The following is a 14,726-nucleotide window of genomic DNA, read 5'->3' as shown; positions in this document are numbered from 1 at the left end:
ATCATGAATTTGGGGAAATACAGAAATATTATTTTTTATGCATCAACAATAGTTTTTTTCTCTTGTCTGATGTATTGGTTTTTTGTTGAAGGAAAAACACTGGAAATCGGGGAAAATATTGCACCAAGCAAGGCAACTGGAACAACAATGTGGGAGAATTTTACAGATTCTTTTCTTACCAATCTTCACCATCCTTTAGCACTTTTACTGGCCCAGATCGTTACTATTATCCTTGTAGCCAAGCTTTTCGGATGGATTTGCGTAAAATTAAAACAGCCGTCGGTAATCGGTGAAATGATTGCAGGTATTGTTCTTGGTCCATCACTTTTCGGCCTTTATTTTCCTGAACTTTCTGCTTTTATCTTTCCGAAAGAATCATTAGGTAACTTACAGTTTTTGAGCCAGATAGGACTTATATTATTCATGTATATCGTCGGGATGGAGCTTGATCTCAGCGTTCTAAGAAAAAAAGCCCATGATGCGGTAGTGATCAGCCATGCCAGTATTATTATACCTTTTGCTTTAGGAGTGGGCCTTTCTTATTTTATATATAAAGAATTCGCTCCGGAGGGGATACAGTTTAGCTCGTTTGCCTTATTCATAGCTATTGCGATGAGTATTACGGCATTTCCCGTTCTGGCCAGGATTGTTCAGGAAAGAAATCTTCATAAAACAAAGATAGGAACCGTTGTAATCACCTGTGCAGCAGCAGATGACATTACGGCATGGTGTATTTTGGCGGCTGTAATTGCTATTGTGAAAGCAGGATCTTTCTCAGGATCGGTATTCGTGATTCTGATGGCCATTTTGTATGTTTTTATTATGATCAAAGCAGTAAGGCCGTTTCTCACCAGAATCGCAGAATCTCAAAAAGGAAAAGGCTTTATCAGCAAAGGTCTGGTGGCTGTATTCTTCCTGATTTTAATTATTTCATCCTATGCAACTGAGGTTATTGGCATCCATGCGCTTTTCGGGGCATTTATGGCGGGTACAATCATGCCTGAGAATGTGAAGTTCAGAAATCTTTTCATAGAAAAAGTTGAAGATGTGGCATTGGTATTATTACTTCCGTTATTCTTCGTTTTTACGGGTTTAAGGACTCAAATTGGTTTATTAAATGATCCACACCTTTGGAAAATAGGCGGTTTTATTATCCTTACAGCCGTTACCGGAAAATTTGTAGGAAGTGCGCTCACCGCAAAATTCCTTAAACTAAGCTGGAAAGACAGCCTTACCATCGGTGCTTTGATGAATACAAGAGGACTTACCGAACTTATTGTTTTGAATATAGGCTATGATCTGGGTGTTTTAGGTCCGGAATTGTTTGCAATGCTTGTAATTATGGCATTATTCACCACTTTTATGACCGGCCCTTGTCTCGACCTCATCAATTATCTTTTTAAAGGAAAAAAGTCCATGCTGGAAGAAGATCAGGAAGATAATGACGCAAAATACAGAGTTCTGTTATCTTTTGAAACTGCAAAATCAGGAAGCATACTTCTAAAACTGGCCGATAACCTTACCCGTAAAATGAACGGCAACAAAAGCGTTACCGTAATGAATATCGTGCCTGTAGACGAACTTCACGCCTTTGATATAGAGGATTTTGAAAAAGAACAGTTTAAAAATGTGGTAGAAACTTCGCAGGAGCTGAAACTGGAGATCACTACCCTTTTCAAGGCTTCTACCGATGTTGAAAATGATCTTACCAATATTACCAATAAAGGAAATTACGACCTACTTTTAGTCATGCTCGGAAAATCAATGTACGAAGGAAGTTTACTGGGCAGGCTTTTAGGTTTTACTACAAAAATCATTAATCCAGAAAAATTATTAAATACAGTAAAAGGAAAAGGAAATATTTTCAACAATTCCGCTTTTGATGATCTTACTTTCCAGGTATTGGATAAAGCGACGATTCCGGTGGGGGTTTTGGTAGAAAAAGATTTTCATTCTGCGGACAGGGTTTTTGTTCCTATCTTTAATTTAAGCGATTTTTATCTTCTTGAATATGCTAAAAGACTGATTAATAACAATAATTCTCAAATTATCATTCTGGATGTTGCCGGACAGATCAGAAACAATATTGAGGTAAAGGAACTCATCAGAAGCATTGAACAGGTGGCGCCCAATCACATCACTTTATATAACGAGAAAAAAATTGAGAAAGAATTCCTTAATTCGCAGGATTTAATGCTGATCAGCAGCAAAAGCTGGAAAAATCTTATCGACACAAAAAGCCTTTGGCTTTCGGACATACCATCGACATTAATTATCAGTAATCCTTGATATATCAATGGTGAATTTTGCTTCGCAAATCAATTTTAAAAAGTCAATTTCACTTCGTTATCAATTAATTTCATTGTGAATTTTAAAATTGACAATTCACTTGCAGAGCAAAATTCACCATTCACTTTTTAATCTCAGATTAAAAAAAATTCATACCTTTGTCCTGTGATTACAAACAACGGAACATATTATTATGGAATTTTTAACTCAGATTTGGGATAAGGATTTCTTGTAAATATAAAACAGACCTCGTCCTCGGACGGGGTTTTTTATTTTAAAAATTAGAGGAAAATGAAAATAAGTATAATTGGTGCGGGACTGATCGGGGGATCGATGGCTTTAAAATTAAGACAAAAAGGCATTGCAGATTTTATTTACGGAATTGATAACAATAATGAGCATCTCAATAAGGCGTTAGAATTAAAAATAATAGACGCCAAAGTAGATCTGGAATACGGAATTAAAAATTCCGATCTGGTGATCATCGCTATTCCTGTGGATGCCGCAAGAAAATTACTGCCGAGTGTTTTGGATATTATTTCTGAAAATCAAACCGTAATGGATGCAGGATCCACGAAAGCCGGAATTGTAAATGCCGTAAAAGACCACCCGAAAAGATCAAGATTCGTGGCATTTCACCCGATGTGGGGAACAGAAAACAGTGGTCCGGCTTCCGCCGTTTCAGAAAGTTTTTCCGGAAAGGCCGGAGTGATCTGCAATAAGGAAGAATCCGCGGATGATGCTTTGCAAATGGTTGAAAATATCGCCAAAAGCCTAGATATGCATCTTATTTACATGAATGCAGAAGATCATGATGTTCATACTGCTTATATTTCTCACATTTCACATATTACATCTTACGCCTTGGCGAATACCGTTTTAGAAAAAGAACGTGAAGAAGAAACCATTTTCCAGCTTGCAAGCTCCGGATTTTCGAGCACGGTGCGTCTGGCAAAATCTCATCCTGAAATGTGGGTTCCAATCTTCAAACAAAATAAAGAAAATGTTCTGGATGTTTTAAATGAGCATATTTTTCAGCTTAGAAAATTTAAAGCTGCTTTGGAAAAGGAAAACTTTGAATATCTCGAGGAACTGATTTCTAATGCTAATAAGATTAGGGGAATTTTGGACAAAAAATGATTTCTTTATCTTGAACAAAAGAAACAAAAATTCAAGACCTGGAACTGAATGCTAAAAATTAATCATATTATCTAAAAATTCGCGAGAATCTAAAAGTTATTTTATTCAAAATTTTAGTCGCGTTCAAACAAAAGAATTTTCTTAATGCTTCAGTTTCCAATGTCGATTTATCATTAAAATTGGCATGCAAAATTACTTATTGCCAATTACTCATTACTTATATTAACATTCCGCAACATTCACGGCAATCGCCAAACCACCTTCTGAAGTTTCCTTAAATCTGTCATTCATTGAAAGAGCGGTTTCCCACATGGTCTGGATTACCTGATCCAGTGATACTCTTGCTTTTACCGGATCACTTTCCATAGCAATATTTGCAGCAGTAATGGCTTTTATAGCACCCATCGTATTTCTTTCGATACAAGGAATTTGCACCAAACCTTTGATGGGGTCGCAGGTCATTCCCAGATGATGTTCCATTGCGATTTCGGCGGCCATCAGAACCTGCCCTACGCTTCCCCCAAGAATTTCTGTAAGTCCGGCTGCTGCCATTGCCGATGAAACTCCCACTTCTGCCTGACAGCCCCCCATTGCCGCAGAAATGGTAGCATTTTTCTTAAATAAAGTCCCGATTTCTCCCGCTACCAGTAAAAACCTTACAATATCATCATCGCTTGTAAATTTAGTAAAAGCCTGAGAATACATTAAAACCGCCGGGATTACACCACTGGCGCCGTTAGTAGGAGCTGTAATGATTCTTCCGAAACTTGCATTTTCTTCGTTTACAGCCAGTGCAAAGCAGGAAATCCATTTATTGATATTCGTAAAATTCTCTTCTGCATCTACTACCTGCTGAAACCATTCATCTTTATTTTTGTAGATTTTTTCGCCTAATAACTTTCTGTTGATTCCGGCTGCCCTTCGGGAAACATTCAGTCCGCCTGGAAGGATTCCTTCCTTATTTACGCCTTTATAAATACATTCTTTGATCTGCTGCCAAATGTACAGTGCTTCTTCCCTTGTTTCTTCCTGGGTTCTCCAGCTTTCTTCATTTATTAAAATTAAATCCGAAACTCTTTTTAAACCAAGTTTTTCGCAATATTTTGCAATATCAGAAGCGTGATGGCAAGGATACAATGTCCTTACACAATGTTTTTCAATAGATTTTTTTTCCTGACTCATGATAAATCCGCCGCCCACAGAATAAAAATCCTGGATTAGCTCTGTACCATCCTCAAAAATGGCTTTGAAAATCATCCCGTTCGGATGAAAATCAAGGGATTTTTGCATGTTCAAAACCAAATGATGCCCGTAAACAAAAGGAATTTCTTTTTCACCCCCGAGATTAAGGATCTGTGTGGTTTTTATTTTTTCAATCTTTTCATCGATTTTTGTAGTGTCAATTGTTTTAAAATCTTCGCCATTCAGGCCAAGCATTCCTGCGATATCCGTTCCGTGCCCGATTCCGGTTTTAGCCAAAGAGCCGAAGAATTCCAGAAAAACCTCTTTTACTTCAGCAACAGACCTTTCTCTTTTTATGATTCTGATAAATGCTGAAGCTGCATTCCACGGCCCCATTGTATGTGAGCTGGACGGGCCTATTCCTACTTTTATTATTTCAAAAACCGATATTGATTCCATATTGAAAATTCATCATTTTTCCTTATCACAAAGATACGCGATAAATCTGAAAGCAAAAGCCGAAGATGAAATTTCACCTCCGACTTTCAGAATTAAAACTATATGAACTTAAAATATGGTATTTTATGATTGTGAATGGTGAATTGTCAATGAGTCAATTCTTAGATTTAAATTTAGTTGCGTTGCAGAATTCACTATTCACAATTGACTTTTAGCAAAGACTTTCCTCATGCTGTGAAAGATCCAGACCCAGATTTTCCGACTCTTCCGAAACCCTCAATGTGATGATACTGTTCGTTATTTTATATAAAATTAATGACCCAAAAAAAGCAAATAAAGAAACCAGGACCAGCGCCATCATGTGATGAGCAAATACGCCCCACCCGCCGTGAAGCAGACTTGCATTTTCACCGTGCGCAAAAATAGCGGTAAGAATCATTCCCATAATTCCGCCAACCCCGTGACAGGCAAAAACGTCCAGCGTATCATCTATTTTCTGTAAAGCCTTCCAGTTGAGCATTATATTAGAAACAATAGCTGAAATAAATCCAATAAATAAACTCTCTGAAATAGAAACAAAACCGCATCCCGGTGTAATGGCAACCAAACCGACTACCGCCCCGATACAGGCTCCGAGAGCTGAGACTTTTCTCCTGTTGATCCTGTCAAAAAAGATCCATGTCATCATAGCAGAAGCAGACGCGATGGTGGTTGTCCCAAAAGCTGTGGCTGCCGTTGCATTTGCACTTAAAGCCGAACCTGCATTAAAACCAAACCATCCGAACCAGAGCATTCCTGTACCCAACAGCACAAAAGGAATATTGGAAGGTTTATGATGAGGATTTTTCCTGTTTCCAAGAACAATAGCTCCTGCCAATGCTGCAAAACCGGCACTCATGTGCACCACCGTTCCACCGGCAAAATCTTTAACTCCAAAATATTTATTTAAGAGCCCGTCCGGATGCCAAACCATGTGACAAAGAGGTGTATAAATAAAAATGCTGAAAAGCACCATGAATAGAAGGTAAGAGATAAAGCGGACTCTTTCTGCAAATGATCCGGTAATAAGTGCAGGCGTAATCACCGCAAACTTCATCTGAAATAAAGCAAAAAGAACAAAGGGAATGGTAGAAGCCATCGCTTTATGAGGTAAAACGCTTACCCTGCTGAAAAAGGGATAACTAAGCGGGTTCCCGATAATTCCGTAATGCTTGCCGTTGATCGTAAAGCCCAGAGAATCCCCAAAAGATAGGGAAAAACCGATAATGACCCACAAAATGGAAATGACACCTAAAGCAATAAAGCTCTGCAGCATGGTAGAAATCACATTTTTCTTTCCTACCATTCCACCATAAAAAAATGAGAGACCGGGAGTCATCAGAAGAACCAGACCCGCAGCAGCGAGAATCCAGGCTACGTCGGCACCTACTATTTTATCTTCGGTTAAAAATTCTCCGTTATTCGGGAAATCCACAATGGGGCTCCAGAACAATCCGCCCACCGCAACAAGAGTGATAATAGAAAATGAAACAATCCATTTTAAGCCTACAGTCATATAAGTTATATTTAAACCCATTCAAATTTAAATATAATTTTTGATAAAAAAGATATTTTTATTAATTAACCCCTAAAATTTTAATACAATTATAAAATTTATTCTATTTATTCAAATACACCCTCTATAATTTTAGATACTTCTTTGTATTTTGTTGCAGGAAAAAGATGAGTACCCCCTTTCACAATAAAATCAGGTTTTGAGTTTTTTATAGGAAAAACAATATCCCTGTCGCCAAGAATTTGTATAACGTCAGGATTTTCTTCAAACTTCCATTCAGATATTTTCTCGATGGACCATTTGAGATAATGCGGATCTCTTACACTGAAATATTGAAGCAGCTTCGGGTTTTTTGGATCAAATAATTTTCTTACGACAGAATAAGCATTTGTGGTTTTATCATTGAAAAACCTTAACGGCAGCATTTTCGGGATTTTTGTAACCTGCCCTACTTTTATTAATCTGGATTTTTCTTTATCGGATTTTATGCTTCCCAGAATTACTACTTTTTTTGCCGGCTTTAATTTATTGATTTCCTGCACCATAATCCCACCAAAAGAATATCCTAAAAGATAAAAAGGCTCAGAATCATCTACCTTTTCAGCCATTCTTTCTACATATTGATAAAAAGTTTCATTTTGATCAGGGATGAGCCAATCAATAAAAACAACTTCATGATGCGCTGGAAACTGTATTTTTTCCAGCACCTTAAAATCTGCTCCAAGACCGCTTACTACGTAAATTTTCATAATACTAAAATAAGAAAAAGCACCAAAATGATGCTTTCCCTTAACAAATATTATAGATTTTAAACTAATTTTTCTGAAAAGAAACCCTTGTAACACTGTCAATAGACAATTGAGTGATAGGGTCAGAAGATACCCATTCTATGATATATCCGCTGCCATTTCCCAACGGAGGAGGAAGACTTACCCCATCTGCAACCGTAGTAAAATTGTATACCAGAACACCACTGGTTTTACTGGCCGGAATTACCGTACTTGTTTCCGAGAAGAATCCTGAAGACGGATTCCTCAGGATAAACCGGATATCCTGGCTTGAAGCGTTTGAGCCTTTGGTGTAATTGATTATAATCCGCCATTGATGAATCTGCCCCATTACGGCATTTTCCACAAATCTGTTATTTTTAAATATCCTCGCATCTGAAGGCGGAGAATTATCCGGCCAGCTGGTGGTGGGAGATGCCGCATAGCTTAACGGAAACGAATACATTACCTGTTTTGTGGTGTTGGCGGGAACATTCTTCCATGTTGGTTTGGCTCCGGCAGCCCCACCGATGATTTTTACCACACCTTCATTAGATTTTGTCTCTTCTTTGCTGTACATAAGGGTGCTCCAGTAGACGCCATCAAAATAACGTATGGTTTTGTTGGTTGAGTCATAAACCAACATCCCTTCCACGGGCGCGGTTATGATGTGGGGATCAGCCAGCCTTGGAATGACCATGGTAGGTTGTTAGATACAATATCCAAAACCCCTTTTGGATTCGTGGTGTTAATACCCACCTGAGAACGTGCTCCTACAGATGTTGCAAGAGCAATGATAATGATTTTGTTTGTCATTGATGTGTAATTTATTTAGTTGTATCACACATCTTCATAAATAGTAAGTACTGCAAATATGCAGGAAATATTTTTCACAAAATGCAAGAAAGATTATTCTTCATTAGATTCCCGCAAGTATATATTTAGAATTTATATTCAAAAAATTTGATTTAAATAAATAAAACAAAACGACAGCATTAATTAAAATTTTAATTAAAAAAAAAAGTGACTTCAAAGGAAATCACTCTATTATTTTATTTAAAAAGTTTAAAACTTTATTTTTTCTTCTTTACTGGAGTTCTGTTTTCGTTATCAAGCTTCTCTGTTGACACTCTGAACTGGAAATCCATTTCGTTTTTGATAAAATAATCTTTCAGTGAAGACTGGTAGAATACTTTGAAATCTCTTCTGTTTAAAGAGAACTTAGCAGATTCTATCACTACTGTAAACTGCGTGATATAAACGTTTGCCGGGAAAGTAATGGTTTTTCTTACTCCCTTAATGGTAATATCACCATACACTGTAGAATTATATTCGCTGTTTGCTAAAGGAATAATCTTCGTTAAATGAAACTTGGCAAGAGGGAATTTTTTAACCTCGAAAAAGTTTGTGCTTTTAAGATCGTTGGTTAATTTTACCATATCTTCATCCTGGCTTGAAACATCTCCCGCCATGATAGACTTCATATCAATCACAAATTCTCCGTCTACCAGAACTGTTTTATCGAATGTGAATTTTCCGCTTTTCAGTTTTACCGTTCCGGAATGTGTTGTAGGAACTGTTTTTACAACCTTGTAACCCCACCATCTGATCTCTGATGACGTCACTTTTACCACCTTATCTCCTTTCTTTTGTGCGAAAACAAATGACATGCTTACACACATCATAGCAAACAATAGTAATCTTTTCATTCTTTTTTATTTACAATTCAACAAAAATAAAAAAAAGTGTAGAACTTCTACACTTTTAACAATCTTTTTTTGATTAAATTATTTAGCAGTCACCTTTACGACCATATCAATATCATCTTTCACAAAAACATCCTGCATGGTAGACTTGTAAGCTACATCAAATTTTTGTCTGTCGAAAGAGAATTTGTTTGATACCAAACTTACCACTCCTTTGCTGTAAGAAATCTTTGCCGGGAAGGTTACAGGGTTTGTTTTTCCTTTTACCGTAAGGTTTCCTGTTACTAAAGAGTTATAGATTTTATCGTTATTTTTCTTTACCCCTGTAATTTTGAAAGTAGCCGTAGGGAATTTTTCAACTTCGAAGAAATCTCCGTTTTTAAGGTGTCCGTTCAGTTTTTGCTGATATTCACCATTAAGGTCGGTAGCGTTGATAGAAGTCATATCCAATACGAAAGTTCCGCCTACTAACTGGTTTCCTTTCATTACCATATCACCGGATTTTACTTTTACAGTACCATCGTGAGAGCTTGCCTCAGATTTTGCTACTTTATAACCCCACCAGTGTACGTCTGATGCTACTACTTTTTTTGATTGCCCGAATGCTAAACCACCAGCTAATACTGCTAATAAAAATATTTTTTTCATTTGAAATAATAATTACTTGTTTTGTTATTTACTGATGCAAATGTAGCCAACTTCCTCAAGAGATCCTGTTGATGTACATCAATAAAAACAATTATTTTCATGAATAATATCATCCATAAAAAAACTCCGAATGTTCGGAGTTTATATTTTTAATCTTGATAATAAGCAGTGTAGAGCGCCGCACCGTTGAGGGCCGTATGATTCTGTCTGATCAGATATATCGGAATGTTTCTCAGCATTTCCTCCATCTTATCACTGATCTTGAATTTTTCGTAGAATTTATCTTTATTGATATACTGCTGTATTGCCTGCGGAATATCTCCTGAAATCAGAAGTCCACCGGTAGCTTTCAGTTTTAACGTTAAGTTATTGGCTTCTCTCGCAAGGAATTCCAGGAAAGTATCCAAAGCTATTTTGCAGATCAGAACATCTTCTTCCATTGCAGCTTTAAATAGTTCTTCCACAAAATTACCATTAGACAGCTTTTCAGCCAGCCACTCCGGTTCAGGATGTCTTTTTACATCTCTTAAAAATCTGTAAATATTGAACAAACCTGTCTTGGAAAGTACATTTTCCCAGCTTACAATTCCGTAGATATTATTTAAAAACTGATAAAATTCTACCTCCACATTGGTTCTTGGAGAAAATTCCGAGTGACCTCCTTCCGTTGCAAATGGTCTTAAATATTTCCCGTCAAAGAAATATCCGGCTTCACCCAAACCATTTCCCGGAGCCAGAATAGCCACATTTCCTTTCTCAAGATGACCGCTGGTATAGATAGGATCCAGATCACTGTCTTCCAAAAGTGCCATTCCGTAAGCGGATGCTTCCTGGTCGTTCAGCATATCTATTCTTTCAAAATCAAAATCTCTTTTAAAATCGTCAACATCAAGATTCCATCCCAGCCTTGCAGGACTACTTTTCCCGTAAAGAACGGGCCCCGGCACAGCCATTGCCAGCCTTTTTGCATTCTCCAGCTGGTTATCCTGAACAAACTTCTTCAGAATATCTGTAAAAGAAGCATATTCTTTGGTAGGATAAGTATTCTGGATCTTCATCTCAAGACCTCCGTTACTGGAAACAAAATAACCTAAAGTTGTAATATCCTCACGTAGGTTTGCACCAATGATAGAGACGTTATCATTGCTATCGTTTTTCACTCCTGGTAAATAAAGTGGGAATTTTGGATTCAAAATCATAACCTCAAATTTTATCAAATATAATAATACTTTTTGTAAATCTTGCAGGGAAGGAAAAAACCTTTCCAAGTTTCTGAAAAGGTTTGGTTAATAATTGTTTATATTAAATCTAACTACTTCCCTAATGGAATATTATAAGAGAATCCTACTCCCAGGTTTCCCACATTGTAGTCCTGATTCGGCAAATCGCCTTTATCACCTACAAATACTTTCTGATACTGCACAAAGAAATTCCAGTCTCTGTTGTGGTACCCGATTTCCGGCTTGATGTAGAAACCTCCGTCCGGTCTGTCAAGCGCATTGTTTGATGCAACTTTTTCATCTCCTATAAGGAATCCGTATCCTAAATCTGTACCGAAATAAAATCCTGTCTGCTTAGGATAAATTCTTATCAAAGCTCCTACAGGAACTACACCTACATCATTATTATCATATCCGTTATTATCTTTTCCAAAATAATGAGTATATCCTGTTGCAATACCTAACCCGAATCCCGGGGTAATAAGGTTCTGATAAGCTACATCCACGCCCACAGAAGCAGAAACATTATCTGCAGGAACAGCCAAACCAGCATTAGCACCCACCTTGATCATATTGTTCATCTGTGCACTTTGTGCGCTTACAACGCCTGCCGTTAAAATACCGGCCAGTACAATTGCCTGTTTAAACATTTTCATAACTCTGATTTTTAATTTTACTAAACACTAGGATGTAAAAATCATGCCAAGCAAAGCCGTTTTTTTCAATTTAACATTAATAAAATTCACAAAATAATGAAAATCAGCGAATTAATTTTAGTAAAATTTAAATGATTGTTTAAGTAAATATTCTGAAGGCCGGAAGCTAGAAGACGGAGGCTGGAAGTAATATTGTACCACAAACTTCCCGCTCGAGCTCCCAGCTTCCTAATTATCAAAAACTTAGAGTAATATTAACAATTCTTAACCGTTTTAATTTTTAACCTTTTTTATTAATCAGTATCAAAAAATAAAACAAAATATGACAGTTCCTTCATTAATCAATAATAAACATCTTCTGTGGCGTGCAGGTTTTGGTGCAGGAATCAATCAACTTGAAAATCTGGATAAAAAGGATATAAAGACCTTAATCAATGATCTTTTTAAGGAAGAGACATTTACCTATATCAATTATGACACCCCGGATGTGGAGACTGTGGATTACATGAATGATAAATCCCCTGCGGAAAAACGAAAAGAAATCCAGAAGATCAACAGAGAGCAGAATCTCGAGCTGAACCTTAATTTTCTTGATAAAATGGTCAACAGTAAAGATCAGCTGAGAGAAAAAATGTCCTTTTTCTGGCACGGACATTTTGCTTCAAGGGTACAAAACCCCAAATTCAACAGGCAGATTTTAAATGTAATCAGGAAAAATGCATTAGGCAGCTTTAAAGATCTTCTGTTTGAGGTGAGCCAGGCTCCTGCCATGCTTAGTTTTTTAAATAATCAACAAAATAAAAAAGATCATCCCAATGAAAATTTTGCCCGTGAAGTCATGGAATTATTTACCATGGGAAGGGGAAATTACACAGAAAAGGACATCAGGGAAGGCGCCAGAGCTTTTACAGGATGGGGATTTGATAAAGAAGGAAACTTTGTAGAAAGAAAAAAGCAGCATGATGAAGGCACAAAAACCTTTCTCGGGAAAACAGGAAACTTTACAGGTTCTGATGTTTTGAATATTATTCTTGAACAAAAAGCTACCGCAAAATTTATCACCGCAAAAATTTATAAATTTTTCGTTAATGAAATTGTGGATGAGGCTATTGTAAGCAAACTGAGCGAGAATTTTTATCAATCAGGATATGATATTAAAAAACTAATGACCGAAATCTTTTCAAGCTCATGGTTTTATGATAAAAAGAACATCGGAAACAGGATAAAATCTCCCATTGAGCTTATGGCAGGGATCATGCGAACTCTCCCGATGAATATTCAAAACCCGGAAAATCTTATTGTTTATCAGAAATTACTGGGACAAATGCTCCTCTATCCACCGAATGTTGCCGGCTGGCCCAACGGAAAATCGTGGATTGACAGCTCCACCTTGATGCTGAGACTGCAGATTCCACAGATCTGGTCCGGTTTACGGCCTTTGGAGTACTCCCCAAGACCGGATGACGACATAGATATGGGAATGAAATCCCGAGAAACTGCATTGAACAAAACTTTCAAAAATCCAAATATACAGATCGATTGGTCCCGGGTGGAAAAAGTTTTTGCCGGTAAAAACTGTGAAGATTATTTAATTCAAAATTCAAAATCAATGGATATGAATTCTATAAAAAATTTCTCAGATAAAAGCGTGAAAATGAATATCATTAACTTAATGTCTACACCGGAATATCAGTTAATGTGATTTGATACAGCAATTGTGGCAGATTTTAGCTGACACTTAATACAAGTGTAAACTGCAACCTAAAATCTGTAACCTATTATCTATTACCTAAAACCTAACTTTATGTTAATCAAAAGAAGAGAATTCCTAAAAATAAGTTCATTGGCTACCGCATCATTTCTGATACCTAATTTTCTGAAAGCCATGACATTTGATGAAGCCTTAGAACCCAATCAGAAGATATTGGTGGTGCTTCAGTTTACAGGCGGTAATGATGGTCTAAATACAATTATTCCTACAAAAAATGATATTTACTTCAAAGAAAGAAACAGCATTGCGATCAAAGATTCTTTACAGCTGAACGATGAAGCAGGAATTAACCCTGCCCTATCCTATTTTAAAGAGCTTCATGATAACGGCGAGCTTTCAGTAATGAATAATGTAGGCTATCCGAATCCTGATAAATCCCATTTCCGAAGCATGGACATCTGGCATTCTGCCAGTAAAAGCGACGAATATCTGGAAACAGGCTGGCTGGGGCGTTTCCTGGATGAAGAATGCTACCGTTGCGACCATCCTACGCAGGCATTGGAAGTGGATGATATGCTTAGCTTAGCCTTAAAAGGTGAAAATAATAAAGCTTTTGCCTTCAAAGACCCAAAAAGATTATACCAGACCAGCCAGGAAAAGTATTTCAAATCTCTGTATGACCACCATCATGATGATGAAACGGTTTCATATTTATACCAGACTTTAGGTTCAACCATCAATAATGCAGATTATATTTTCGAAAAAAGCAAAACCAAAAAAACAGACCAGACTTACCCGAATTCACAATTGGGAAAAGATTTTAAAACAGTTGCTTCTTTGATTAAATCTGATATCAATACAAGGGTTTATTATCTTTCCGTAGGAAGTTTTGATACCCACGTGAATCAGAATGACCGCCAGAAAAAACTGTTCAATGATATAAATGAAGCTGTAAAATCCTTTGTTGCAGATATGAAAAGCAACGGGCTTTTTGATGACATTCTGCTGATGACGTTCTCTGAATTCGGCCGTCGTGTAGCTCAAAATGCCAGTAATGGAACCGATCACGGGACAGCCAACCAAATGTTTTTCATCAGTGGCGGACTGAAAAGGAAAGGACTTCTGAATACTCTTCCCGATTTACAAAATTTAAATGAAGGAGATTTGATTTACACCGAAGATTTCCGGAAAGTCTATGCAACCATCCTGAAAAACTGGCTCAAAGCAGACTCCGGAAAAGTTCTCGGCTGGAAAAACGGAGTGTATGATTTTATATAAATAATATGTGGCTTCGAGAGTCTCAGCCTTCAAATTGTTATTTGTAAACATGCATAACGGTGGCTGAGGCTCTCGAAGCCACACAATATAAAAAGAGACTGCTTCAATGAACAGT

General features: G+C 37.1%; 12 protein-coding genes. 4 read left to right on the top strand and 8 right to left on the bottom strand.

The annotated features are described in order from the left end of the window. The first annotated feature begins 9 nt into the window (after positions 1-9). Together H560_RS0100570 and H560_RS0100565 are read left to right on the top strand one after the other, a co-directional pair. Positions 10-2,289: a cation:proton antiporter domain-containing protein gene (locus H560_RS0100570; protein WP_027378228.1), complete on the top strand. Its 2,280-nt coding sequence runs from the start codon at positions 10-12 to the stop codon at positions 2,287-2,289. A 291-nt stretch (positions 2,290-2,580) separates the two neighbouring features. Then, entirely contained in the window at positions 2,581-3,429 is an 849-nt protein-coding gene (locus tag H560_RS0100565; RefSeq protein ID WP_027378227.1) for a prephenate dehydrogenase, read from the top strand. A gap of 222 nt (positions 3,430-3,651) precedes the next feature. Here the strand turns inward: H560_RS0100565 and H560_RS0100560 are convergent, their stop codons facing one another. The 8 genes from H560_RS0100560 to H560_RS0100515 form a co-directional block, all read right to left on the bottom strand. Beyond that, positions 3,652-5,070: an L-serine ammonia-lyase gene (locus tag H560_RS0100560; RefSeq protein ID WP_027378226.1), complete on the bottom strand. Its 1,419-nt coding sequence runs from the start codon at positions 5,068-5,070 to the stop codon at positions 3,652-3,654. Positions 5,071-5,281: 211 nt separating this feature from the next. Further along, positions 5,282-6,625 (bottom strand): ammonium transporter, encoded by a 1,344-nt coding sequence (locus H560_RS0100550; RefSeq protein WP_027378225.1) that lies wholly within the window; start codon positions 6,623-6,625, stop codon positions 5,282-5,284. A gap of 107 nt (positions 6,626-6,732) precedes the next feature. Next, positions 6,733-7,374, bottom strand: coding sequence for an alpha/beta hydrolase (locus H560_RS0100545; protein WP_027378224.1), 642 nt, complete (start codon positions 7,372-7,374; stop codon positions 6,733-6,735). Positions 7,375-7,438: 64 nt separating this feature from the next. Continuing rightward, positions 7,439-8,092, bottom strand: coding sequence for a hypothetical protein (locus H560_RS0100540; protein WP_027378223.1), 654 nt, complete (start codon positions 8,090-8,092; stop codon positions 7,439-7,441). Between the two features lie 373 nt (positions 8,093-8,465). After that, positions 8,466-9,101 carry a YceI family protein gene (locus tag H560_RS0100535; protein ID WP_027378222.1) on the bottom strand — a complete coding sequence of 212 codons (636 nt, stop codon included), beginning with the start codon at positions 9,099-9,101 and terminating at the stop codon, positions 8,466-8,468. A 78-nt stretch (positions 9,102-9,179) separates the two neighbouring features. Beyond that, the gene (locus tag H560_RS0100530) at positions 9,180-9,746 is read right to left on the bottom strand and encodes a YceI family protein (RefSeq protein ID WP_027378221.1); all 567 of its coding nucleotides are present in this window, start codon (positions 9,744-9,746) and stop codon (positions 9,180-9,182) included. 149 nt (positions 9,747-9,895) lie between these two features. Then, positions 9,896-10,945, bottom strand: coding sequence for a glucokinase (locus H560_RS0100520; protein ID WP_027378220.1), 1,050 nt, complete (start codon positions 10,943-10,945; stop codon positions 9,896-9,898). Between the two features lie 113 nt (positions 10,946-11,058). Then, the gene (locus tag H560_RS0100515) at positions 11,059-11,622 is read right to left on the bottom strand and encodes a hypothetical protein (protein WP_027378219.1); all 564 of its coding nucleotides are present in this window, start codon (positions 11,620-11,622) and stop codon (positions 11,059-11,061) included. A gap of 322 nt (positions 11,623-11,944) precedes the next feature. Between H560_RS0100515 and H560_RS0100510 the strand changes: the two genes are divergently transcribed. Next, positions 11,945-13,324 carry a DUF1800 domain-containing protein gene (locus tag H560_RS0100510; RefSeq protein WP_027378218.1) on the top strand — a complete coding sequence of 460 codons (1,380 nt, stop codon included), beginning with the start codon at positions 11,945-11,947 and terminating at the stop codon, positions 13,322-13,324. A 102-nt stretch (positions 13,325-13,426) separates the two neighbouring features. Continuing rightward, complete coding sequence (locus tag H560_RS0100505) at positions 13,427-14,611, top strand: DUF1501 domain-containing protein (protein ID WP_027378217.1); 1,185 nt, start codon at positions 13,427-13,429, stop codon at positions 14,609-14,611. The last annotated feature ends 115 nt before the right edge of the window (positions 14,612-14,726 follow it).

It is taken from the genome of Chryseobacterium daeguense DSM 19388, assembly GCF_000430825.1.
Taxonomy (GTDB): Bacteria; Bacteroidota; Bacteroidia; order Flavobacteriales; family Weeksellaceae; genus Chryseobacterium; species Chryseobacterium daeguense.
This window is presented reverse-complemented; position numbering and strand designations above follow the sequence as displayed.